The 22,017-nt window shown below is 63.7% G+C and carries 24 protein-coding genes; 16 read left to right on the forward strand and 8 right to left on the reverse strand.

The features are described from left to right. Positions 1-13: 13 nt before the first annotated feature. The 9 genes from SO139_RS30630 to SO139_RS30670 all read left to right on the forward strand — a co-directional run bounded on the left by SO139_RS30630 (position 14) and on the right by SO139_RS30670 (position 9,123). Positions 14-1,030, forward strand: a complete 1,017-nt coding sequence (locus SO139_RS30630; protein WP_474799480.1) for a TRAP transporter substrate-binding protein — start codon at positions 14-16, stop codon at positions 1,028-1,030. 198 nt (positions 1,031-1,228) lie between these two features. Next, positions 1,229-1,738 carry a TRAP transporter small permease gene (locus SO139_RS30635; RefSeq protein ID WP_449379397.1) on the forward strand — a complete coding sequence of 170 codons (510 nt, stop codon included), beginning with the start codon at positions 1,229-1,231 and terminating at the stop codon, positions 1,736-1,738. A 2-nt stretch (positions 1,739-1,740) separates the two neighbouring features. Beyond that, positions 1,741-3,060: a TRAP transporter large permease gene (locus tag SO139_RS30640; RefSeq protein ID WP_449379398.1), complete on the forward strand. Its 1,320-nt coding sequence runs from the start codon at positions 1,741-1,743 to the stop codon at positions 3,058-3,060. A gap of 10 nt (positions 3,061-3,070) precedes the next feature. After that, positions 3,071-3,532, forward strand: coding sequence for a DUF3237 domain-containing protein (locus SO139_RS30645; protein WP_449379399.1), 462 nt, complete (start codon positions 3,071-3,073; stop codon positions 3,530-3,532). A 355-nt stretch (positions 3,533-3,887) separates the two neighbouring features. Beyond that, entirely contained in the window at positions 3,888-4,697 is an 810-nt protein-coding gene (locus tag SO139_RS30650; RefSeq protein ID WP_449379400.1) for a crotonase/enoyl-CoA hydratase family protein, read from the forward strand. Continuing rightward, on the forward strand, positions 4,694-6,577 hold the full coding sequence (locus tag SO139_RS30655) for a feruloyl-CoA synthase (RefSeq protein WP_474799485.1): 1,884 nt from the start codon (positions 4,694-4,696) through the stop codon (positions 6,575-6,577). The genes SO139_RS30650 and SO139_RS30655 overlap by 4 nt, the downstream gene beginning before the upstream one ends. A 25-nt stretch (positions 6,578-6,602) precedes the next feature. Next, positions 6,603-7,364 carry an SDR family NAD(P)-dependent oxidoreductase gene (locus SO139_RS30660; protein ID WP_449379402.1) on the forward strand — a complete coding sequence of 254 codons (762 nt, stop codon included), beginning with the start codon at positions 6,603-6,605 and terminating at the stop codon, positions 7,362-7,364. Positions 7,365-7,445: 81 nt separating this feature from the next. Continuing rightward, on the forward strand, positions 7,446-7,880 hold the full coding sequence (locus tag SO139_RS30665; RefSeq protein WP_449379403.1) for an acyl-CoA thioesterase: 435 nt from the start codon (positions 7,446-7,448) through the stop codon (positions 7,878-7,880). A 91-nt stretch (positions 7,881-7,971) separates the two neighbouring features. After that, entirely contained in the window at positions 7,972-9,123 is a 1,152-nt protein-coding gene (locus SO139_RS30670; protein WP_449379404.1) for an ABC transporter substrate-binding protein, read from the forward strand. Between the two features lie 58 nt (positions 9,124-9,181). Here the strand turns inward: SO139_RS30670 and SO139_RS30675 are convergent, their stop codons facing one another. Together SO139_RS30675 and SO139_RS30680 are read right to left on the reverse strand one after the other, a co-directional pair. Then, positions 9,182-9,910, reverse strand: a complete 729-nt coding sequence (locus SO139_RS30675; RefSeq protein ID WP_449379405.1) for a glutathione S-transferase family protein — start codon at positions 9,908-9,910, stop codon at positions 9,182-9,184. A gap of 36 nt (positions 9,911-9,946) precedes the next feature. After that, positions 9,947-10,222: a hypothetical protein gene (locus tag SO139_RS30680; protein WP_449379406.1), complete on the reverse strand. Its 276-nt coding sequence runs from the start codon at positions 10,220-10,222 to the stop codon at positions 9,947-9,949. Between the two features lie 113 nt (positions 10,223-10,335). Here SO139_RS30680 and SO139_RS30685 point away from each other — a divergent pair, with 113 nt between their 5' ends. Both SO139_RS30685 and SO139_RS30690 read left to right on the forward strand, forming a co-directional pair. Continuing rightward, a complete protein-coding gene (locus SO139_RS30685) occupies positions 10,336-11,034 on the forward strand; it encodes a helix-turn-helix transcriptional regulator (RefSeq protein ID WP_283038261.1) in 699 nt (232 codons plus the stop codon). A gap of 5 nt (positions 11,035-11,039) precedes the next feature. After that, complete coding sequence (locus SO139_RS30690; protein WP_449379407.1) at positions 11,040-11,366, forward strand: YkgJ family cysteine cluster protein; 327 nt, start codon at positions 11,040-11,042, stop codon at positions 11,364-11,366. On the opposite strand, the gene SO139_RS30695 is transcribed toward SO139_RS30690, so the two are convergent. Next, positions 11,363-11,761, reverse strand: coding sequence for a hypothetical protein (locus SO139_RS30695; RefSeq protein ID WP_449379408.1), 399 nt, complete (start codon positions 11,759-11,761; stop codon positions 11,363-11,365). The genes SO139_RS30690 and SO139_RS30695 overlap by 4 nt on opposite strands. 126 nt (positions 11,762-11,887) lie before the next feature. Then, the gene (locus SO139_RS30700) at positions 11,888-12,235 is read right to left on the reverse strand and encodes a DUF3307 domain-containing protein (RefSeq protein WP_449379443.1); all 348 of its coding nucleotides are present in this window, start codon (positions 12,233-12,235) and stop codon (positions 11,888-11,890) included. Between the two features lie 395 nt (positions 12,236-12,630). Between SO139_RS30700 and SO139_RS30705 the strand changes: the two genes are divergently transcribed. The 5 genes from SO139_RS30705 to SO139_RS30725 all read left to right on the forward strand — a co-directional run bounded on the left by SO139_RS30705 (position 12,631) and on the right by SO139_RS30725 (position 17,152). Beyond that, positions 12,631-14,088: a TAXI family TRAP transporter solute-binding subunit gene (locus SO139_RS30705; protein WP_449379409.1), complete on the forward strand. Its 1,458-nt coding sequence runs from the start codon at positions 12,631-12,633 to the stop codon at positions 14,086-14,088. A gap of 108 nt (positions 14,089-14,196) precedes the next feature. Next, positions 14,197-14,415, forward strand: coding sequence for a hypothetical protein (locus SO139_RS30710; protein WP_449379410.1), 219 nt, complete (start codon positions 14,197-14,199; stop codon positions 14,413-14,415). 158 nt (positions 14,416-14,573) lie between these two features. Then, entirely contained in the window at positions 14,574-15,683 is a 1,110-nt protein-coding gene (locus tag SO139_RS30715; protein ID WP_449379411.1) for a cyclic nucleotide-gated ion channel, read from the forward strand. Between the two features lie 12 nt (positions 15,684-15,695). Further along, positions 15,696-16,481 (forward strand): enoyl-CoA hydratase/isomerase family protein, encoded by a 786-nt coding sequence (locus SO139_RS30720; protein WP_449379412.1) that lies wholly within the window; start codon positions 15,696-15,698, stop codon positions 16,479-16,481. Between the two features lie 431 nt (positions 16,482-16,912). After that, positions 16,913-17,152: a hypothetical protein gene (locus SO139_RS30725; RefSeq protein WP_449379413.1), complete on the forward strand. Its 240-nt coding sequence runs from the start codon at positions 16,913-16,915 to the stop codon at positions 17,150-17,152. Between the two features lie 60 nt (positions 17,153-17,212). On the opposite strand, the gene SO139_RS30730 is transcribed toward SO139_RS30725, so the two are convergent. The 4 genes from SO139_RS30730 to SO139_RS30745 form a co-directional block, all read right to left on the reverse strand. After that, complete coding sequence (locus tag SO139_RS30730; protein WP_449379414.1) at positions 17,213-17,914, reverse strand: nitroreductase; 702 nt, start codon at positions 17,912-17,914, stop codon at positions 17,213-17,215. A 154-nt stretch (positions 17,915-18,068) separates the two neighbouring features. After that, the gene (locus SO139_RS30735) at positions 18,069-19,313 is read right to left on the reverse strand and encodes an acyl-CoA dehydrogenase (protein ID WP_449379415.1); all 1,245 of its coding nucleotides are present in this window, start codon (positions 19,311-19,313) and stop codon (positions 18,069-18,071) included. 138 nt (positions 19,314-19,451) lie between these two features. Further along, on the reverse strand, positions 19,452-20,696 hold the full coding sequence (locus SO139_RS30740) for an acyl-CoA dehydrogenase (protein ID WP_474799494.1): 1,245 nt from the start codon (positions 20,694-20,696) through the stop codon (positions 19,452-19,454). A gap of 143 nt (positions 20,697-20,839) precedes the next feature. Beyond that, entirely contained in the window at positions 20,840-21,967 is a 1,128-nt protein-coding gene (locus tag SO139_RS30745; protein WP_449379417.1) for an acyl-CoA dehydrogenase family protein, read from the reverse strand. Between the last annotated feature and the right edge of the window lie 50 nt (positions 21,968-22,017).

Raw genomic sequence — 22,017 nt, forward strand, 5'->3', positions numbered from 1 at the left:
GGAGAGACGAGCAATGAGGAAAGCCTGTCTGGCGTTGCTGCTGGCAGCAAGCATGACGCCTGCCTTCGCGCAGGACAAGAATTTCGACCTGAAGATCTCGCATTGGGTACCAGCCTCGCATCCGCTCCAGAAATCGCTGGAGGACTGGGCGGCCGCTGTGGAGAAAGACTCCGGCGGCACCATCAAGAGCAAGGTGTTTCCGGCGCAACAGCTCGGCAAGGCGTTCGACCATTACGACATGGCGCGCGATGGCATCGCCGACGTCACCTACGTCAACCCCGGCTACCAGCCCGGCCGCTTCCCGATCATTGGCGCCGGCGAACTGCCGTTCCTGATCTCGGACGCCAAGGGCGGCTCGATGGGGCTCGATGCCTGGTACCGCAAATATGCAGAAAAGGAGATGAAGGACGTCAAATACTGCCTCGCCTTCGTCCACTCGCCCTCCTCGTTCCACTCCCGCACCAAGAAGATCGTGGTGCCGGAGGACGTGAAGGGCCTGAAGATCCGCCCGGCCCACGCCACCATGGCGAATTTCGTCACCTCGCTCGGCGGCACCAACGTGCAGTCGTCCGCGCCCGAAGTGCGCGACATCATCGAGCGCGGCGTCGCCGATGGCGTCACCTTCCCCTGGGGCTCGCTGCTGCTGTTCGGCATCGACAAGGTGACGAAGTACGACATGGAGGCGCCGCTTTATGTCACGACCTTCGTCTTCGTGATGAACAAGGACAAGTACAATGCGATGTCCGACAAGCAGAAGGCGGCGATCGACAAGAACTGCACGACCGAGATGGCCGGCGTGGTCGGCGAGCACTGGGGCAAGTTCGAGGATGCCGGCATCGACAAGATCAAGGCGGAAGAAGGTCATGAGGTCTACAAGCTGAACCCGGAGCAGACCGCGTCCTGGAAGAAGGCCGCCGAGCCGCTGGTCAAGACCTGGGGCGAGGGCGTGAGGAAGACCGGCGCCGACCCGGACGCAGCGCTCGCCGAGTTGAAGGCCTCGCTGAAGAAGTACAACGCGCTGGCGGAGTGACGCCAAGACGCGGCCGCGAGCTCGCTGCACCTCTCCCGCTCGCGGGAGAGGTCGGCGCAGAGCGCCGGGTGAGGGCTCTCTCCTCTTGGGGGTTCTCGATTGTGGAAGCACCCTCTCCTCAGCCCTCCCCCGCGGGCGGGGAGGGAGCGCAGCTCCACCGCGGGCACACCTCGAACTCGTCGGAAGGACTCTTTTCCCATGAAGCGCGCCTGGATGGATCGCTTTATCGATACGATCGAATGGATCGCGGCCGGCTTCGTCGGCCTCGTCGCGCTCGACATCTTCGTTTCGGTCCTGCTGCGCAACACGCTGAACTATTCGATCCCGGATTCCTTCGACATCGGCCGCATGCTGCTCGGCATCCTGATCTTCTGGGGCATCGCCGCGACCTCCTATCGCGGCACGCACATCACGGTCGACCTGGTCTGGGCCAATTCGAGCCCGCGCTATCAGCGCTGGATCGACGTGTTCGCCACCCTGGTGCTGCTGTTCGTCGTCACCGTGCAGACCTGGACGCTGTTCGACAAGGTACGCGGCACCTATAACGACAATGTGCAGACCTTCGATATGCACATGCCGACCTGGCCGTTCTTCGCGATCGCCTGGATCGGCGATGTCTCGGCGGTGCTGCTGATCGCGATCCGCACCTACCGACTGATCTTCCATCCGGAAGAGATGCACGATCCCAAGCTGAAGGCGACGGAGTAGTCATGAGCACCGATGCCGTCGCCGTAATCGGCTTCGTTTCCTTATTTCTCCTGATGCTGCTGCGCGTGCCTGTCGGCATGGCCATGGGCCTCGTCGGCGTGTCCGGCTTCTCCTATCTCGTCGGCGCCACGCCGGCGCTGAAACTGGTCGGCCAGACCTCGATGCGCACGGTCACCGACTACACTTTTGGCGTCATCCCGATGTTCTTGCTGATGGGCTCCTTCGTCAGCAATTCCGGCATGAGCCGCGAACTGTTCCGCGCCGCCAACGGCTTTGTCGGCCATTTGCGCGGCGGGCTCGGCATCGCAACCGTCGGCGCCTGCGGCGGCTTTGCCGCGATCTGCGGTTCCTCCGTCGCGACGGCCGCGACCTTCTCAGCCGTCGCCTATCCCGAGATGCGCCGCTTCGGCTATCCACAGTCCTTTGCCACTGGCGTGATCGCGGCCGGCGGCACGCTGGGTGCGATGCTGCCGCCCTCCACCGTGCTTGCGGTCTACGGCATCATCACCGAGCAGGACATCGGAAAACTCTTCATCGCCGGTATCATCCCGGGCCTGCTGGCGATGAGCATGTACATGATCACCATCGGCCTGATCGGATACTTTCGTCCGGACTTTTTGCCGAAGGGCAAGAAACTGCCGTGGAACGAGCGCTTCGCGGGCCTCAAGGATATCTGGGCGCCGGTCCTGCTGTTCGTGTTCGTGATCGGCGGCCTCTACGGCCTGCCGTTCCTGCCTCGCTTCACGCCGACCGAAGCCGGCGGCGTCGGTGCCACCGGCGCCTTCATCATCGGCGTGCTCACCGGGCGGCTCGACCGCGAGAAGATTTTGGCCTCGCTCCTGCAGGCGACGCGCACCGCGGCCGCCGTGTTCACCGTGCTGATCGGCGCGCTGATTTTCGGCTACTTCCTGACGGTGACTCAGACCCCGCAAAAGGTCACGGAATTCCTCACAGGCCTCGGCCTCGGCTCTTACGGCGTGCTGGCGCTGATCATGGTGATGTACCTCGTGCTCGGCTGCCTGATGGACGCCATGGCAATGATCATCCTGACGGTGCCGATCATCTTCCCCGTGATCACACATCTTGGTTTTGATCCGATCTGGTTCGGCGTCATCATCGTCATGACAGTCGAGCTCGGCCTGATCCATCCGCCGGTCGGCATGAATGTCTTCGTCATCAAGAGTGTGGTGAAGGACGTGTCCTTTTCCACCATCTTCAAGGGCGTGATCCCGTTCGTGGCCACCGACCTGGTGCGGTTGGTGATCCTGATCGCCTTCCCGCTGCTGGCGACCTGGCTGCCGACGCGGATGATGGCGCATTAGGGGTGGAGTGATGACCACACCCAAGCTCGAGACAAAGTACGTCTTCACCATCACCGCGTGGATTGGTGACGTCGTCACCGCGGGCGAGACTGGTACGGGTGTCCGCCGCATCATCCCGATCATCGGCGGAGAGGTGCGGGGCGTGATCAACGGCAAGGTCTTGCCGTTTGGTGCCGACTTCCAGGTCATCCGTCCGAGCGAGCTGATCGACCTGGAAGCCAAATACGCCTTCGAAACCGACGACGGCGCCACCGTCTATGTCGAGAACAAAGGGATTCGCTTCGGCCCGGTGGACCTGCTGCAGAAGCTCAAGCGCGGCGAGCCCGTCGACCCCGAGCTGATCTACTTCCGCACCGTGCCGCGGTTCGAGACCGGACACGAGAAATACCGTTGGCTGATGCAGCACATCTTCGTGGCCTCAGCCGCACGGCACGCAGACCGCGTGGTGATCGACGTGCATCAGGTGATGTGAGACAGGCGCTTCGGCCTCGAAGCGATGGCAGGCGCCGGGACTATTAGTGGCAATGTCCGCGCCTCGCACTTCGCTCGTCCTCCCGGAGCGCGACAAAGTCGCGAGCCCGGAACCCATAATCACAGGATAGGGTTGTTGGGGAAACTCGGGCCACGAATCTTCGCCAAATATTCTCCTGGGGGTATCTCGACGGGCGCAAGCGCTCGCGCGGGGTCTCGGCCCCTGCACAATTGCGCACTAGGCCTGGACGACACCGATTTGGAGCACCCTCTTGCCCACTCAACCGAACTCCCCATCGGCATATTGACTCCTCCGAAATTCGTTATACAACATAACTATTCTGAAAAGGACGCAAATGACACAGGGAAACGCCGATACCGCAACCGCGGGACCTGATGCGCTGCTTAGGATCGAGAGGGCAGGCAAGGTCTTGACCGTGGGTCTGAACCGGCCCGCCAAGCGCAATGCGCTCAATGACGGCATCATTCGCGAGATCAGCGACTGCTTTGCGACGCTGCCGGACGACATCGGCGCGGTCGTCATCCATGGCATCGGCGACCATTTCTCCTCCGGCCTCGATCTCTCCGAGCTGACCGACCACGACGCCACTGGCGGGCTTCTGCACTCCCAGATGTGGCACCGAGTGTTCGACCGCATCCAGTACAGCCGCGTGCCCGTGATCGCGGCGCTGAAGGGCGCCGTGATCGGCGGCGGGCTGGAGCTGGCCTGTGCCGCGCATATCCGCGTCGCCGAGCCCTCGACCTATTTCGCGCTGCCGGAAGGCCAGCGCGGCATCTTCGTCGGCGGCGGCGGCTCGGTGCGGCTTCCGCGGCTGATCGGCGTCGCGCGCATGATGGATATGATGCTGACCGGCCGCGTCTATTCCGCGACCGAAGGCGCCTCCTACGGCTTTGCGCAATACCTGACCGAGGAAGGCGGCTCGCTGACCAAGTCGCTCGAGCTCGCCGCCCGCATCGCCTCCAATGCGCCGCTGACCAATTTCGCCGTGCTCCAGGCGCTGCCGATGATCGCCGAGGCCAATCCGCAGACTGGCCTGCTGATGGAATCGCTGATGGCGACGGTTGCCCAGAGCGACAAGGAAGCCAAGCGACGGATCCGCGAGTTCCTCGAACACAAGACCGCCAAGGTGAAGCCCAAGTCATGAGTGCACAGCCGTCCTCTTCCACCACGGAGCGCGGCGCGAGCACCTCCCCGCTGCGGCCGATCTCGTTCGGCGATCCCGTCGTCAACATCGAGCGGCGCGATGACGGCACGATTTACCTGCGGCCAAAACAGCCGCTCGGCGACTATCCGGTGCGCATCACCGACCGCCTGCATCATTGGGCGAAGACGACGCCGGATCGCGTCTTCATGGCCGAGCGCGAAGGCGGCCGGGGCTGGCGCAAGATCACCTATGCCGAGCTCCTCACCGCGAGCCGGCACATCGCCTCCGGCCTGATCCAGCGTGGCCTGTCGGCGGAGAAGCCGGTCGTCATCCTCTCCGGCAATTCGATCGACCATGCGCTGCTCGCCTTTGGCGCCTATTACGCCGGCATCCCGTTCTGCCCGGTCTCGCCGGCCTATTCGCTGGTTTCGAAGGACTACGGCAAGCTATCGTACCTGATGAAGCTGCTGACGCCGGGCCTCGTCTTTGCCGAGGACGCCGACAAATTCGCGAACGCGCTTGCCAGCAACGTCTCGCCCGGCATCGAGATCGCCGCGTCCTACGGCACCGTCCCGGGGCACGACGTCACGCTGCTCGCCGACCTCATGGCGACGCCGATCCATCCCGCGCTCGACGAGCTGCATGGGAGAATCGGCCCCGATACGATCGCGAAATTCCTACTGACGTCAGGATCGACGGGCAATCCCAAGGCGGTCATCAACACCCAGCGCATGATCTGCGCCAACCAGGTGATGCTGCGCGAGACGCTGGCCTTCCTCAAGGACGAGCCGCCGGTCATCATCGACTGGCTGCCCTGGAACCACACCTTTGGCGGCAATCACAATATCGGTTTGACCCTCTATAACGGCGGCTCGATGTATCTCGATGCCGGCAAGCCGGTGCCCGGCGGAATCGAGGAGACCGTGCGCAATCTCCAGGAGATTTCGCCGACGGTCTATTTCAACGTGCCAAAGGGCTACGAATCGCTGCTGCCCTATTTGCGCGACGACCAGGGCCTGCGCGCAAAATTCTTCGACCGCCTGCACGCGATGTTCTTCTCCGGCGCGGCGCTTTCGCCCTTCGTCTGGAACAGCCTCGATGAGCTTGCGGTGAAGGAGAAGGGCTATCGCGTGCCGATGCTGACTGGCCTTGGCGCCACCGAAACCGCGCCGTTCTTCATGTCGGTCAATCCACGCACCAGCCGTTCCGGCCATGTCGGCCTGCCGGTCTCCGGCAATGACGCCAAGCTCGTGCCCAACAACGGCAAGCTGGAAGTTCGCTGCAAGGGCCCGAACGTCATGCCTGGCTACTGGCGCCAGGCGGAGGTCACCGCAAAATCCTTCGACGAGGAAGGCTTTTACAAACTCGGCGATGCACTCAAGCCCGCCGACCCTGATGACTTCAATGCCGGTTTCGACTTCGACGGCCGCGTCAGCGAGGACTTCAAGCTCGCGAGCGGCACCTGGGTCAGCGTCGGCCCCTTGCGCGCGCGCTTCGTTGCCGCCTGCGCGCCTTTGGTGCGCGACGTCGTGATCGCCGGCATCAACCGCGACGAGATTTCCGCGCTCGTTGTGCTCGACCTCGACGGCTGCCGCCTGATCAATCCGACGCTGCCGGCCGACGATCTCGTCGTCACCGCGCGCGACCGCCTGGTCCGCGAGGCGTTCCGCGAGCGCCTCACCCAGTTCCTCGGCTCGGCGACCGGCTCCTCGACCAGGATTACCCGCGCGATCCTTCTGGACACGCCGCTCTCGATCGACAAGGGCGAGGTCACCGACAAAGGCTCGATAAACCAGCGCGCCGTGCTCGAGCATCGCACCGCACTGATAGACGAGCTCTATGCTGCAAATCCATCGGACCGTGTGATATCGGTCGCTTAGAAACAATCCGCCAAAGGAGAACGCCATGTTGTTGAAGGATCAGGCAGCCATCGTGACCGGCGGTGCATCGGGACTGGGTGCGGCGACCGCACGCAAGCTGGCGGCGCAGGGCGCCAAGGTCGCAGTCTGCGACCTCAACACCAAGCTCGCCGAAACAGTCGCGGCCGAGATCAAGGGCGTCGCCGTGACCTGCGACGTTTCCGATGCCGCCTCGGCCGAAGCCGCGATCGCGGCTGCCACCAAGGCGCATGGTCCGGCCCGCGTGCTCGTCAATTGCGCCGGCATCGGCGTTGCCAAACGCGTGGTCGGCCGCGATGGTCCGATGGCGCTTGCCGATTTCGACAAGGTGATCAAGGTCAACCTGATCGGCACCTTCAACATGTTGCGTCTTGCCGCCACCGAAATGTCCAAGCTCGAGCCGCAGGCGAGCGGCGAGCGCGGTGTCATCATCAACACCGCTTCCGTCGCGGCTTATGACGGCCAGATCGGCCAGTCCGCCTATTCGGCGTCCAAGGGCGGCATCGTCGGCATGACGCTGCCGATCGCGCGCGAGCTCGCGCAGTTCGGCGTCCGCGTGCTGACCATTGCCCCCGGCCTGTTCCTCACGCCGCTGCTCGCCAACCTGCCGCAGGAGGCACAGGATTCGCTCGCCGCCGCGATCCCGTTCCCGCGCCGGCTCGGCCACGCCGACGAATTCGCGTCGCTCGCGCTGCACATGGTCGAGAATGCCTATCTCAACGGCGAGGTCGTGCGGCTCGACGGCTCGCTGCGCATGGCGCCGAAGTAAACCGAACGGCTGTAGCCGCGACTTCCACCTTACCTCTCCCTCCGGGAGAGGTGTGGCGCAGCACTAGTGGGTATATCACGCATGTTCGTCCATCGGCGCGACGTCCAGATCCAGTGGGGTGACTGCGACCCCGCCAACATCGTCTATTATCCGCGCTATTTCTCGATGTTCGACGATTCGACCTCGGTCCTGTTCGAGAAGGCCGGCTTCTCGAAACAGGACCTGGTCCACAAATATGGCCTGGTCGGCATTCCCATGGTCGACACGAGGGCGAAGTTCTACATCCCCTCGACCCACGGCGACTGGATCACCATCGAGACGAAGATCGAGAGCATCAAGCGCTCGAGCTTCGAGGTAAAGCACGACGTCTACAAGGGCGAGGACTTGGCGACCAGAGCCTTGGCGATCGAGGCCTTCGAGACCCGTGTCCTCGTCGGCCGCGACCCGGCCAATCCCGACAAGCTGAAATCCGCGGCGTTTCCGCCGGAGATGGTGGCCAAATTCGTGGGCAATTAGATTCTGGAGCTAAATCGCCGCACCGCCCAAAGACGGGGCTGAATTCGATCACAAAGTCTGCTTTCAAAGGCACACCTTAAGGGAGGAATAGATGAAACGCTTTTACCTGACCGCCGCTGTTGCGGCGGCAACGTTGGCCCTGCCGGCGCTGCCCGCGATGGCCCAGACCAACGAAATCACCATCGGCATCACCACCACCACGACAGGCCCGGGCGCGGCGCTCGGCATTCCCGAGCGCAATGCGCTGGAGTTCGTGCCGAAGGAAATCGCCGGCGTGCCGCTGAAGGTGATCGTGCTCGATGATGGCGGCGATCCGACCACCGCGACCACCAACGCGCGGCGCTTCGTCACGGAATCCAAGGCCGACATCATCATGGGCTCGGCGCTGACGCCACCGACGATTGCGGTCTCCAACGTCGCGAACGAAGCCGGCATTCCGCATTTCGGCCTCGCTCCCTTTCCGATCACCCCCGAGCGCATGAAGTGGTCGGTGGCGATGCCGCAGCCGATCCCGATCGTGGGCAAGGTGCTGTACGACCACATGAAGGCCAAGGGCGTGAAAACGGTCGGCTATATCGGCTATTCCGACTCCTATGGCGACCTCTGGTTCAACGACCTGAAGGCGCAGACCGGACCGATGGGCATAACCATCGTCGACGAGGAGCGCTTCGCGCGTCCCGATACGTCGGTGACCGGACAGGTGCTCAAGCTCGTCGCCGCCAATCCCGACGCGATCCTGGTCGGCGCATCCGGCACTGCAGCCGCGCTGCCGCAGACCGAGCTGCGCGAGCGCGGCTATCAGGGCCTGATCTACCAGACCCACGGCGCGGCGAGCATGGATTTCATCCGCATCGCCGGCAAGGCGGCGGAGGGCGTGCTGATGGCTTCAGGGCCCGTGATGGATCCCGAAGACCAGCCGGACGAGGCGCAGACCAAGAAGCCGGGCCTTGCCCTCAATACCGCCTATGAAGCGAAGTACGGCCCGAACAGCCGCAGCCAATTCGCCGGCCACTCCTATGATGCGTTCGAGCTTCTGAAGCGCATTATCCCGACGGCGCTGAAGACCGCCAAGCCCGGCACGCCGGAATTCCGTGAGGCGATCCGCCAGGCCCTGCTGTCGGAGAAGGAATTGGCCGCAAGCCAGGGCGTCTACAACTTCACCGACAAGGATCGGTATGGCCTTGACGAGCGCTCACGCATCCTGCTCACGGTGACGAACGGCAAGTACAAGCTGGTGAAGTGAGAGCAGCGATCACTCGAAGGCGATCAGAGCCGGCCATGAAGGGCCGGCTCTTTTCTTTTCAGGCCGCCTCTCGGAGCTTGGTCCAGGCGAACTCCGGATAGTACTGATCCATCATGCGGTCGACATAGGCGGTGAGGTTCGGAAACTCTTCCGCCTGCTCGCGCAGCTTGGATTCGAAGAATGGCGTCATGATTCCAGCGAGCGCGCCGAACGCAGTGGCGTCGACGCCCGAAGGCTTGTTGCCCATCAGATGGGCCTTGTCGCCGAGCTGCACGGACAGCGCGAACAGCGAGCGCACGGCGAGATCGACGTCGTCATCGGGCGCATGGCGGCCGAGGCCAGAGAGCAGATAGTTCTCGGCGACGCGGAATTGCGCGTCCTCGCGCAGCTTCTCGCGATTGTGCTCAGGCGCGCCGTCGAAGAAATGCGCCGGGCCCTTGGCGAAATTGACCGGGTCCACCCAGCGCGCTCCGACCAGTCCCCAATAGACGTGATGCTCGATCATGCGCTCGAAGGCCCATGCCTGCGCGCGTTCCTGCAACGACAGGCCGGCGTCGAAGTCGAAACCATAGCGACGCTCGATATGCGCGCGGATAAAGGTGGAGTCGGCAACTGCCTCGCCGTCGTCGTCGATGAACGGCAGCTGCCCCTTGGGCGAAGCTGGCGGCATCGCCCGCTCCTTCCGGTAGGGCAGTCCTGCCATTTTCAGCTGCACCTCCGTCTTGGTGACGAAGGGGCTGATTTCCGGCAAGCCGAAGCCGATGCCAAAGCCGTAAAGCGTGATCATGCTCTTGCTCCTGATCCCCGAAACAGTTGTTGGAACCTACCGACCGGCTGCTGCCACCATGGTGGCAGCAGCCGTGATATCCTGCGCGAAACGGGCCCCGTGCCAGGCGCGGCCCATGACGTGACAAACCACGGCGTTCGCAGCTCCGAGCAGCGAGCGCGCCGCGAGAGTGACGATCGCGAGACGGAGGTCGACGAACATGAGATCGAACGCGCCGAGACGGCCAAGAGCACGGCCAAGAGTGAAGGTTTGCAGCAAGGCCTGCACCCGCCACAGCGGGCTCGCCTGGCCGAAGGTGGTGGGAAGCATCATGGACAAATCCTCTTCATTCGAAGTGTTGTCCCGGTATAGAACTCCCCTGCTGCCAACATCCTGTCAGCATCCGCGCGCCGGTTTTTAAACGGTGCCAAATCGGAAGACGTGTCATGAGACGTGCCGACCGGCTGTTTCAGATCATCCAGGTGCTTCGGCGCAGCCGCAAACCGTTGACGGCGGACGCGATCGCGGCCGAGCTCGAAACCTCCAAGCGCACCGTCTATCGGGACATCGCCACGCTGATCGGCCAGCGCGTGCCGATCCGCGGCGAAGCTGGCATGGGCTATATCCTCGAAAAGGGCTTTGACCTGCCGCCTTTGATGCTGACGCCCGATGAGATCGAGGCGGCGGTGCTGGGCGCGCAATGGGTTGCCGGCCACGCCGACACGGCGCTGGCGCGCGCCGCCGAGGATCTGATGGCGAAGATTGCCGACACCGTGCCCGAGCGCCTGCGTCCTTTCGTGCTGGAGCCGGCAAGCCGTGCGCGACCGAGCTGGAATCGCGAACCCGATCGCATGGACATGGTGCGCACGCGCACGCAGATCCATGAGGGCAAGAAGATCACGCTGCGCTATCGCGACGAACAGGGCCGCGACAGCCAGCGCACGATCTGGCCGATTGCAGTCGGTTATCTCGAGGCCGTGCGGCTGCTCGCAGCCTGGTGCGAGCTGCGCAGCGATTTCCGCAGCTTCCGCACCGACCGCGTGGTAGATGCGACCTATCTCGACGAGAGATATCCGGAGCGGCGCGACGTGCTGCGCGCCAAGTGGCGGCAGAGCCTGGTCTGGGGTCCTCCGAAGGACAATTGAGCGACATGGACCAGAATTCCGCGACCGACCTATCGCAGCTCTGCCAGGCTTGCGGCGCCTGCTGCGCCTATTCGGCGAACTGGCCGCGCTTCTCGATCGAGAGCGAGGAGGAGCTCGCAGCTATCCCGCAAGCCTTCGTCAACGATCGGCAATCGGGCATGCGCTGCGACGGCAACCGTTGTTCGGCGCTGAAAGGGAAGATCGGGGATGCGACCGCCTGCGGCGTCTATGCCGTGCGGCCGGAGGTGTGCCGCACCTGCATGCCCGGCGATGCCGAATGCGCGATGGCGCGGCGGAAGTTCGGACTGCCGGTGATCGAGACGATAACTTAAGCCGGGACGGCTTCCGCGAGATCGTCGTCGAGCTCGTCCTCGAGCGGCGCAAGCACCGAGAGCGGTTTGGTCGACAGCGTAATCGGCTTGCGGCTGCCCGACAGCGACGGCGATGCCTTCGCCGTGCTTTCACGCGACAGCGCGTAAAGCGTGGAGCCGACGCGTCCCCCGCTCTCGATCAGTTCGCGCTCCGTGCAGCTCGCCGCGATTGCGATCGCCAGCGAATGCAGATGGCTGCGGCGGTAGCAAAACAGGGCCAGCCTGGCGCGGGCCTCGGGGGCAACACTCTCAACCAGCCTCGGCAGGCCGCTTTCGCTGGCGCGATACATCTCGCCAAGGAGCTCGTCGCGGACCGGGCAGAAATCGCTTTCGTAGGCGTCTCGGCTTGAAAACATTGCGATTCTCCTCGTATGCCGAAGATGCCGCGCAATCCTCTAACGAAAGGTTAACCACACGGGCCTGTAGTGTCCCGGGGTCTTTCCCCCGATTTGCGAATCGGAACGCCGCCGAAGCCTGCGAGCTCAGTTCGCCGCCATGAAGATCGACAGCCCAAAACCGGTGAGGTGGTGCAGCGCCTGGTCGACGCCGATCAGGGTCCAGAACCAGGGGTGCTCCTGGTTGACGCCGAAATTGGCCGAGACCAACCCCTTGGCCCGATCGACCGTGATGTGGATCGCGAAATCAATCAGGGCGACGAACCAGAATTTTGGCGCAACTATCAGGATCAGCGGCAGCGCAACCGCAAGGTGAACCAGGCAATGCACCAGGAGCGGCAGAGCCCAGCCATGCTTCTGGTCCTTGCCATGCGCCATCCAGGCGGTCTGCAGGACGAAGTCGGCGATGATGTGCTTGAAGGTGAGCAGCAGCATCCAGCCAATGAGCGCTTCGACCGGAACCGCCGATGACATGGGTGGAAACGACAAAGCTGGACGCCCTCATTGAACGTGGAAGAAAAAATGGAGCGTTCAGTGCGACTTCTTCTTGGGTCCGGCCAAATCGCCGAGATCGCGCTTTTATGACATCTCTCGCGGTGGAATGCACCCCGGAAGGAACCGGAAAATCGCAAGGTTTGGCGCAACGTCGATGAGGACCGCCGCCGCCGCCCCCTCGCGGTAACGTTACCCGCGGCTCGAAATTTGCATTCTGCCGCCAGAGAGCTATCATCCTCAGGCAGAGGATTATCGTATTTTTTTCAGACGCTTACGAATTTTCGAGCGGCCTTTGCCGGCAAGCCGGCCGCCGCCATGCAAGGATAAGGCCGGCCATGAGTGCTGAAGGCCAGATGTCATCGCCCGAGCAGTCCCCGCCGTCGCGCCCGAAGGTCATCAAGACCAATCAGCAGCAGGTCGTGCTGTATGTCGTGCTGACCTTGATCCTGTCGCTGGCCACCGTCTGGGGCGGCCGGGCCATGCTGCGCAATTCGGAGACCCTGATCTTTGCCGTCGGCGATGCCAACAGCGACGAGGCGCGTTTCGCCAACAAGCTCGCCGCCGTGCTCAAGAACAATGCCTCCCGGTTCCGGATCAAGATCGTCAACAATCCTGACAACGCCAAAGCGATTGCCCAATTCGACCGCAAGCAGGCCGATCTCGCCATCCTGCGCACCGACGGCAAGGTGCCGCCGCGGGCGCGCGCGCTCGCCATCCTCGAGCATGATCTCGTGCTGCTGCTCGGCCCCGGCAACAAGAAGGTCAAGTCGCTCGCGGAATTGAAAAAGAAGAAGGTCGCGGTGCTCGCCGAGAACGACAATTCGCTCGCCTTCGTCCGCAGCATCCTCGACGTCCCCGACACGCCGGACGCTGCGGCACGCGTGCAGATGGCCCCGCAGGGCGTAACGCTGGACAAGCTGCTGGCGCCCGCTAGCGGCTATTCCGCGGTGATCGCCATCGTCCACGCCTCCAAGGCGGTGCGCGACAAGGCCTATGAGCAGGTCGCCAAGCGCGGCGGCTTCACATTGAACGCGATCGACGAGGCCAAGGCGCTGGCGCGCAAGATTCCCGGCATTTCCGAGGAGACCTTGACCGCGGGCACGCTGTCGGCCTCGCCGGAGATTCCCGACGACGATCTCGATACGATCGGGCTCGAATGGCTGCTGGTCGCACAGTCGAAGATGTCGTTGTCCACCGCAGGCGACCTCGCGCGCATCGTCTACGAGAACAAGTCCGAGCTCGGCCTCGAAAGTGGATTCGCCACCCGGATCGAGCCGGCTTCCGTCGACAAGGACGCCTTCGTCATGGCGCACCAGGGCGCGGCCGACTACATCAACGATGACACCAAGTCGTTTATGGATAAATACAGCGACATGATGTATCTGGGCGCCGGCGCGCTCAGCGTCATCGGCTCGATCTTCGCGGCAATTTACGCCAAGGTCACCAGGATCGCACCGGAGAAGGCCAGCGAGCTCTCCACGGCCATCCTCGATGTCGGCGAGCGCGTCGAGCATGCCCATTCGCTCGATGAGCTCGAGTGCCTGGCAGACGAGCTCGAAGCGATCCTGCGCAGAGCCGTGGTGGGATTAAGAGACGGCACGATCAGTACCGACGGGCTCGATACGTTCAAGCTCGGCTATGAATTCGTCCGCGACGAGATCGGCATGCGGCGCGAGCATTTGAAGCGGCACGCAGGCGATGCCGAGAAGCACGCTAGCGAGGCCTCGGCGCGCGAAGCCGCTGCACATGACGACACCAACGTGGTGGTGGTGAAGACCGCACACAGTGCGTGAGGCCTGACCTCGCACGCAGCGCAGGGAACCTGCGCGCGCGACGGCGTCGCGCATCGGGAACTGACTTGACCTGCAACCGTTGATGCTCCGCGCAACCGGAGATCGGCCATGCGTGCACTGCTCATCATCATCCTGCTCGCGATGCTCGCTGGCGTCGGGTATTTCGCCTACTCCGCCCTGTCCGCCGACGGTGAGCCGATTCCGACGGAAGGTTACATTGCGCTCGCGCTGGGCGCGGGCTTCTCGGTGATCGTCGGCGTCGGGCTCATGGCGCTGCTGTTCTTCTCGAGCCGCCGCGGCTACGACGAGCCGCCGCATTTCAAGTAACGGTCTCCTCCATTTCGGCCCATGATTGCGGCTTGCAAGGCAGGCCGCGATAATGCTGTCAGCGTCCGATCGTTGACGGCCCCCGTCCGCGCAGGCACTTTGGCGCGACCGTCCCAACCGGGACCGGCATTCCAGCCAAGACCGGACCTCAATCCCGTATGTCTAAGCCGTTGATTCCCCCTCTGGCGAAATTCGTGGCCGCGACGGCCGGCCGGAACATGACCACGGCGGCCTATGTCGCGGTCACGGTCGGCGTCGTGACCATGATGCTGTTGACGGTCAACCCGGCCTATGAAACCGCGCATCACTGGGCGAACGCCGTGCTGTGGGCGTGCCTGGCCTATTTCGTGTTCGAATGGCTGGTCCGGTTGCGCCACATGGCAAGACAGCAGCGACTGGGGCTCTACGTGCTGTCCTCGAGCGGACTGGTCGATGCGATCGGGGCGTTGGCGGTGCCCGTCGCGCTGGTGCTGGGTGTCGAACCCAAGACGGCATGGCTCCTCAGCGTACTCTGGGTGCTGAAGGTCGTGCCGGGCATTCCGGGCCTGCGCCAGCTTCGCCGCGTGCTGGTACTGGAATCGGGACCGTTGCTCAGCGTGCTCGTGATCTTCCTGATGGTGGTGTTCCTCGCCTCCGTTGCTGAATATTTCCTCGAGCGCGACGTGCAGCCCCAGACCTTCGGCAGCGTGCCGTCGGCACTATGGTGGGCGGTGGTGACGCTGACGACGACGGGCTATGGCGACGTCGTGCCGGTGACGCCGCTCGGGCGGATGGTAGCAGCGTTGGTGATGATCTCCGGCCTTGGGGTGTTCGGCCTGTGGACCGGTATTCTGGCGACTGGCTTCGCCGCCGAGACGCGGCGCGACAATTTCCTCAAGACCTGGGAGACCGTCAGCAAGGTGCCGTTCTTTGCCGCTCTCGGACCGTCCGCGATCGCCGACGTCACCCATATGCTGCGCACCATGGATTTGCCCGCCCGCACCATGATCATCAGGAAGGGCGCGCAGGGCGACTGCATGTATTTCATCGCCTCCGGCGAGGTCGAGGTCGATCTGCCCGGCAAGAAGGTGGCGCTCGGCGAAGGCGCATTCTTCGGCGAGATGGCGCTGCTCGGCAACAACGTGCGCGGTGCCAACGTCACGACCGTCAAGGTCTCGCGGCTGCTCGTGCTCGACCTCGTCGATTTCCGCGTGCTGATGGCGCGGCATCCCGATCTCGCCGAGACCATTGATGCCGAAGCCAAACGCCGCGCACTCGAAAACAAGTAGATGGAGACGGCAATGTCGGATGCGGCCGAGACCGCCAGCACGCCCCTGCTCGACATCGACGGCGCGCGTGCCACCGTACGCCTCAACCGTCCCAGGCATCTCAACCGGTTGCAGGCTGAAGATCTCGCCGAGCTCTTGAAACTGTTCGACCGGATCGAGGCCGATCCCGCGATCCGCGTGCTGGTGCTGACCGGCACCGGGCGCGCCTTCTCCGCCGGCTACGATCTCAATTCGGTGGCCGAGCGCGCAGTGAGCGCCAGCGAGCAGCAGAGCGCGGGCTCGGCGTTCGAGGTGGTCGTCAACCGCCTGGAGGATCTCGGCGTGCCCACGATCTGCCGACTCAACGGCGGCGTCTATGGCGGCTCGACCGATCTTGCGCTCGCCTGCGACTTCCGTATCGGCGCCGACACCGCCGAGATGTTCATGCCTGCTGCACGGCTGGGACTTCACTACTACACCAGCGGCATCAAGCGTTATGTGACGCGGCTCGGCGTCGACAACGCCAAGATGTTGTTCCTGACCGCGCAGAAGATTACCGCGCCGGAGATGCTGCGCATCGGCTATCTCACCGCTATGGTGGCATCAGAGCTTCTCGACGAGGAAGTCGACAAGCTCGCCAATATCCTCGCTGGCAACGCGCCGATCGCGATGCGCGGCATGAAGCGCGCCATCAACGAATTCGCCCGCGGCGCGCTCGATGAAGAGGCCGCCGACCAGCGTCACCGCGAGAGCATGCGCGGCGACGAGATCAAGGAAGGCATCAAGGCCTTCGCGGAAAAACGGCCGCCGCGGTTTTGACTTCGGCAAAATCGGCAACCACGATCTCGCGCCACGACCGCTTCCTGTGATTATGGATGCCGGGCTCGCGCTTGGCGCGCACGGGACGACGAGTTGAGATTGAGGCGCAACTGCCTCCCACACGTCGTTGCGAGCGCAGCGAAGCAATCCAGATTGTCGCCGCGCAAAGACTCTGGATTGCTTCGCTGCGCTCGCAATGACGGAGAAGAGATGGTGACGCCACCCTCATGCAGATAACCGCTGCTCGCCGTCGGAACGTCGCGTGACGCCGCATCGCGACGCGCAAAACCTAAAGGCCGGCCCGCCCCTCTCTCCCCACGAAACAGTACAGAAACACGATTCCTGCCAGCGCGAATGAACGCGTTTCGCGGTCATGCCGACCGAGATGCAGGGACACAACAATGGCTTCGTGCCACACTGGAGAGAAGAGAATGTTTCGCAAGCTTGCACTTGGTCTCGTCGCCGCCGGTTCGCTCGGCGTTGCCGCCGTTGCGCCCAGCGCCGCGTCGGCCCACGGCTTCCATCATCACTGGGGTCCGGGCTGGGGCTGGGGCTATGGCGGCCTCTATGTCAACACTGGCGTGAGCGGCTGCTACCAGGAGCGCGTGGTGCCCACCCGCCACGGCCCGCGCGTGCGCATCGTGAACGTCTGCGCGTACGGCATCTACTAAGCGACAGCGTCCGGCAACGAAGCCCCGATCTTGGCGATCGGGGCTTTCGTCGTCTGCAACTCACTCGTCCACGAACCTCACGGTGTCAGCCAGGCTTGCCCGCGAAGTGCGGTAGCTGTTGACCTTGTGGGCGTGGTCGGCATAGCCGAACGAGATGCCGCAGACGACCCGGCGATCGTCGGGCAGGTCGAAATGCCGGCGGATCAGGCCGGAATGGCGCGCCAGCGCAGCCTGCGGAATCGTGCCGAGCCCGAGTGCCTGCGCGGCCAGCATGAAATTAGAGACGTATGCGCCGCAATCGATCGCTCCGTAGATGCCGAGCGGCTCGTCGGTATGGATGATCGCGACATGCGGCGCGCCGAAGAAGTTGTAGTTCTCCAGCGCCTGTTTTGCGTAGGCGGCCTTGTCGCCGCGGGCGATACCCAGCGTGTTGTAGAGTTGAAAGCCGCTCTCGCGGCGGCGCTCCAGATACACGCCGACATATTCGCGCGGCGGGGTGAAGTCGTAGTCATTGCCGATGCCGCCTGACGCCTCCTCGTAGATCGCCTTGCGGAAGCGTTCCTTGGCCTCGCCGCTGGCAATGACGACCTGCCAGGGCTGACTATTGCACCAGGACGCGGTGCGCTGCGCCGTCGTCAGGACATGCGCGATGGTCGCGCGATCGACCTCCTTCGGCAGGAAGGCGCGAACGGAATAGCGCTCATTGAGGAGCTCTTCGAGCACGCCAATGCGGTTCTGGTTCTGACTCACTGCGACATCCATGGACTAACTCTCGTTGTTCGGCGTTCGTAGGGTGGGCAAAGGCGCGCAGCGCCGTGCCCACCAACGGCGCGCCCCCGCGCCGATGCATATAGTGGGCACGCTTCGCTCTGCCCACCCTACAATCTTCGCGCCGCACCGCGTCCGGGGTACGAGATCATCGCCCCTTGGTCGGAATCTTGTTATACGGCACGTCCTTGTCGACGCGGATGTCACCGGGCAAGCCCAGCACGCGCTCGGCGATGATGTTGCGCAAGATCTCGTCGGTGCCACCGGCAATGCGCATCGAGGGCGAGGACAACAGCATCTGCTGGAACTGGCCGTGAACCGTCTCTTCATCGGCGCCAGTGAGAACGCCGGCCGCACCTTGCAGGTCCATCGCGTAGGCCGCGATGTCCTGCAGCATCACGCCCGACACCAACTTGCCGATGGAGTTTTCCGGGCCCGGACGCTCGCCTTTCGAAAGCGCCGAGATGGCGCGATAGCTGGTATATTTCAGCCCGTTCGATTTCACCGCCCAGCTCGCAAGTTTCGAGCGCACGGCGGGATCGTCGATCGCAAGGCCATCCTCCAGCATCAGGTTTGAGCAAAATTCGAACATCTCGGGCACGCCGGTCGCAAGCCGCGAGCCGATCGACATGCGCTCGTTCATCAGCGTGGTCAGCGACACGTTCCAGCCGTCGCCGACGGCGCCCAAGCGCTGGCTGTCAGGGATCACCACATCGGTGAAATAGACCTCGTTGAACTCCTGCATGCCGTTGGCCTGCTTGATCGGCCGCACCTCGACGCCAGGACTCTTCATGCTGAGGAAGAACATGGTGAGGCCCTTGTGCTTGGGCACGTTGGGATCGGTCCGCGCGATCAGGAGCCCATAGTCCGAATAGTGCGCGCCAGAGGTCCAGATCTTCTGGCCGTTGACGACCCAGTCGTCGCCCTTCTTCTCCGCGCGGGTGCGAAGCCCAGCGACGTCGGAGCCGGCTGACGGCTCGGAGAAGAGCTGGCACCAGATCTCCTCGCCAGAGGCGAGCTTCGGCAGATAACGGCGCTTGGCCTCCTCGCTGCCCCAGGCCATCACGGTCGGGCCGCACATGCCTTCGCCGATCTGGAACGGCTGCGTCAGCTTGCCGTAGACGCCCTCTTCCTGCTGCCAGATCACCCGCTCGATCGGCGTCGCGCCACGGCCGCCATATTCCCTCGGCCAGTGCAGGCAGGCCCAGCCCGCCTCTGACTTCCTCTTCTGCCAGGCCTTGCCGACCTCGACCATGTCGTGTTTCGCAAGCCGGATGCGACCGAGCGAGGATTTCGACAACTCCTCCTCGAACTCCTTTGGCGCGTTGGTGGCGACCCATTTGCGGGCGGTTGCGCGAAACTCGGATTCCTGCGGCGTGTCGTCGAAATTCATTCTCGAACTCTCCTCTCTCGTGCCCCGGACGCGGCGCAGCGCCTAAGCGGTGCGCTGCAGAGCCGGGGCCCATGGCGGCTTCTAGGTCCGGGCTCTACGAAGCAGCACTTCGTGCTGCATCGCGTCCGGGACACGAATTCATCTTCCCTTCGTCGGGATCTTGTTGAACGGCACGTCCTTGTCGACGCGGATGTCGCCGGGCAGGCCCAGCACACGCTCCGCAATGATGTTGCGCATGATCTCGTCCGTGCCGCCCTCGACTCGGGTGCCGGGCGCACGTAGCAGCATGGCCTGGAAGCGGCCTGCGACCTCGGCATCCTCGGGGCTGCTGACGACGCCGGCCGCGCCTTGCAGGTCGAGCGCGTACATCGCGACCTCCTGGATCATCGAGCCTGCCACCAGCTTGCCGATGGAGTTTTCCGGCCCGGGGCGCTCGCCGCGCGACAATGCGGAGATCGCGCGCATGCTGGTGTATTTCAAGCCGCTCGCCTTCACCGCGTAGTTTGCAAGCTTCGAGCGCACGCTGCGGTCTTCGATCGCAGGACCGTTATCGAGCACCAGGCTCGCGCAATAGTCGAACAGCTCCGGAAAACCGGTGGCAACGCCCGCGCCGATCGACATCCGTTCGTTCATCAGCGTGGTCAGCGAGACGTTCCAGCCGTCATTGACCTCCCCGAGACGCTGGTGATCGGGAATGCGGACGTTGGTGAAATAGACTTCGTTGAAATCGGAATTCCCGTTAGCCTGCTTGATCGGCCGCACCTCGACGCCCGGGCTCTTCATGTCCAGGAAGAACATGGTGAGGCCCTTGTGCTTGGGCACGTTGGGATCGGTGCGGGTGAGCAGGATGCCGTAGTCGGAATAATGCGCACCTGAGGTCCAGATCTTCTGACCGTTGATCACCCACTCGTCGCCGTCCTTCTCGGCGCGAGTCCGCAGGCCCGCAACGTCGGAGCCGCCCGCCGGCTCGGAGAACAGCTGGCACCAGATCTTCTCGCCGGAGGCCAGCGGCGGCAGATAGTTGCGCTTATGCTCCTCGCGCGCAAACGCCATCATGGTCGGCCCGCACATGCCGTGGCCGATGATGAACATCGCCGAGAGCTTGCCGAACACGCCCTCCTCCTGCTGCCAGATCACGCGCTCGATCGGCGAGGCGCCGCGGCCGCCATAATCCTTCGGCCAATGCAGGCAGGCCCAGCCCGCATCAGCTTTCTTCTTCTGCCAGGCTTTTGCGACCTCCAGGATGTCAGCGTTGCTGAGCTGCGTGCGGCCGAGCGAGGATTTACGCAGCTCGTCCTCATACTGCTTCGGGGCATTCGCGGCGATCCAGGCGCGTGCGGTGGCGCGGAACGCGGCTTCCTGCGGGGTGTCGTCGAAGTTCATGACGCTTCTCTTGTCCTTCGTAGGGTGGGTTAGCCCTGCGGCTGCGCGAAGCGCAGTCCGCTAGGCGTAACCCACCTCTTTGGTTTCCGCGGGAACAGAAGTGGCGGGTTACGCTTCGCTAACCCACCCTACGAATCCCTCGCTTACGCCGCGTTCTTCCTGCGCATGCGGTCGATGAGCTGATCTTCCCAATACGACAGGCTGCCGAGCCCAAGTGCGAGCGCATTGGCGCGGCGGTAGTACATGTGGCAGTCGAACTCCCAGGTGAAGCCCATGCCGCCATGGACCTGGATGTTGTTCTTGGCGCAGTGCTGGAACGCCTGCGTCGCGCTGATGCGCGCGGCGGCAGCGGCCTCTGGCAACTCCGCGGCATCGGTCGAGAGCGCCCAGGCGCCGTAATAGCTGTTGGAGCGCGCCAGCGTGGCCGAGACATACATGTCCGCGAGCATGTGCTTGATAGCCTGGAATGAGCCGATCGGACGGCCGAACGCGATGCGGTCGAGCGCGTAGTCGCGCCCCATCTCCAGTGCGCGATCGGCACCGCCAACCTGCTCGAAGGCTGTGAGCACCGCGGCGCGGTCAAGCACCTGAGCCAGGATGCTCCAGCCTTCTCCGGCCGCGCCCAGCGGTTCAGCCTTGCAGTTCTTGAAGGTGAGCTCGGCCTGCCCGCGCGTGGGATCGAGATTGGTGAGGCTCTTGGCCTCCACGCCGCCGGCTTTGAGATCGACGAGGAACAACGAGATATCGCTATCACGGCCGCTCGATCCCGTGCGTGCGGCGACAACGGCGAAGTTGGCGACCGCACCATCGGGAACCGGCTTCTTGACGCCGTTGAGGGTGCCTCCGGAGGCGCTGAGTTTAACATTGGCCGGCGACGGATTGCCCTTGCCCTCGAACAGCGCCAACGTGCCGATCGCCTCGCCCGAAGCGATCGCCGGCAGCCATTTTGTCTTCTGCGCGTCACTGCCCGCGATCAGCAGCGCCTCGGCGGCGAGGTAGACGGTGGAAGAGAACGGCACCGGCGCATTCGCGCGCCCCATCTCCTCGGCGATCACGCAAAGCTCGAGATGGCCGGCGCCCGCGCCGCCGAATTTTTCGGGGATCGCGACGCCGAGGAAGCCCATTTCGGCGAGGCCTTTCCACAGGTCCTTGTCGTAAGGCGCCTTGCCATCGAGCACGACCCGCACCGCCTTGGGCGAGCATTTTTCGCTGAGGAATTTGCGCGCCTGGTCGCGGAGCTGTTTCTGATCGTCGGAGAAATCGAAGTTCATGGCGGCTTACCTTTTTTCGTTGTCATTTATTTTTGTGCCGTCAGTCCGGG

Source organism: Bradyrhizobium sp. UFLA05-89, assembly GCF_059803475.1.

Coding starts and splice junctions, on each gene's coding strand:
- SO139_RS30630 (WP_474799480.1), top strand. CDS start 14: ATGAGGAAAGCCTGTCTGGCGTTGCTGCTGGCAGCAAGCATGACGCCT.
- SO139_RS30635 (WP_449379397.1), top strand. CDS start 1,229: ATGAAGCGCGCCTGGATGGATCGCTTTATCGATACGATCGAATGGATC.
- SO139_RS30640 (WP_449379398.1), top strand. CDS start 1,741: ATGAGCACCGATGCCGTCGCCGTAATCGGCTTCGTTTCCTTATTTCTC.
- SO139_RS30645 (WP_449379399.1), top strand. CDS start 3,071: ATGACCACACCCAAGCTCGAGACAAAGTACGTCTTCACCATCACCGCG.
- SO139_RS30650 (WP_449379400.1), top strand. CDS start 3,888: ATGACACAGGGAAACGCCGATACCGCAACCGCGGGACCTGATGCGCTG.
- SO139_RS30655 (WP_474799485.1), top strand. CDS start 4,694: ATGAGTGCACAGCCGTCCTCTTCCACCACGGAGCGCGGCGCGAGCACC.
- SO139_RS30660 (WP_449379402.1), top strand. CDS start 6,603: ATGTTGTTGAAGGATCAGGCAGCCATCGTGACCGGCGGTGCATCGGGA.
- SO139_RS30665 (WP_449379403.1), top strand. CDS start 7,446: ATGTTCGTCCATCGGCGCGACGTCCAGATCCAGTGGGGTGACTGCGAC.
- SO139_RS30670 (WP_449379404.1), top strand. CDS start 7,972: ATGAAACGCTTTTACCTGACCGCCGCTGTTGCGGCGGCAACGTTGGCC.
- SO139_RS30675 (WP_449379405.1), bottom strand. CDS start 9,910: ATGATCACGCTTTACGGCTTTGGCATCGGCTTCGGCTTGCCGGAAATC.
- SO139_RS30680 (WP_449379406.1), bottom strand. CDS start 10,222: ATGATGCTTCCCACCACCTTCGGCCAGGCGAGCCCGCTGTGGCGGGTG.
- SO139_RS30685 (WP_283038261.1), top strand. CDS start 10,336: ATGAGACGTGCCGACCGGCTGTTTCAGATCATCCAGGTGCTTCGGCGC.
- SO139_RS30690 (WP_449379407.1), top strand. CDS start 11,040: ATGGACCAGAATTCCGCGACCGACCTATCGCAGCTCTGCCAGGCTTGC.
- SO139_RS30695 (WP_449379408.1), bottom strand. CDS start 11,761: ATGTTTTCAAGCCGAGACGCCTACGAAAGCGATTTCTGCCCGGTCCGC.
- SO139_RS30700 (WP_449379443.1), bottom strand. CDS start 12,235: ATGCTGCTGCTCACCTTCAAGCACATCATCGCCGACTTCGTCCTGCAG.
- SO139_RS30705 (WP_449379409.1), top strand. CDS start 12,631: ATGAGTGCTGAAGGCCAGATGTCATCGCCCGAGCAGTCCCCGCCGTCG.
- SO139_RS30710 (WP_449379410.1), top strand. CDS start 14,197: ATGCGTGCACTGCTCATCATCATCCTGCTCGCGATGCTCGCTGGCGTC.
- SO139_RS30715 (WP_449379411.1), top strand. CDS start 14,574: ATGTCTAAGCCGTTGATTCCCCCTCTGGCGAAATTCGTGGCCGCGACG.
- SO139_RS30720 (WP_449379412.1), top strand. CDS start 15,696: ATGTCGGATGCGGCCGAGACCGCCAGCACGCCCCTGCTCGACATCGAC.
- SO139_RS30725 (WP_449379413.1), top strand. CDS start 16,913: ATGTTTCGCAAGCTTGCACTTGGTCTCGTCGCCGCCGGTTCGCTCGGC.
- SO139_RS30730 (WP_449379414.1), bottom strand. CDS start 17,914: ATGGATGTCGCAGTGAGTCAGAACCAGAACCGCATTGGCGTGCTCGAA.
- SO139_RS30735 (WP_449379415.1), bottom strand. CDS start 19,313: ATGAATTTCGACGACACGCCGCAGGAATCCGAGTTTCGCGCAACCGCC.
- SO139_RS30740 (WP_474799494.1), bottom strand. CDS start 20,696: ATGAACTTCGACGACACCCCGCAGGAAGCCGCGTTCCGCGCCACCGCA.
- SO139_RS30745 (WP_449379417.1), bottom strand. CDS start 21,967: ATGAACTTCGATTTCTCCGACGATCAGAAACAGCTCCGCGACCAGGCG.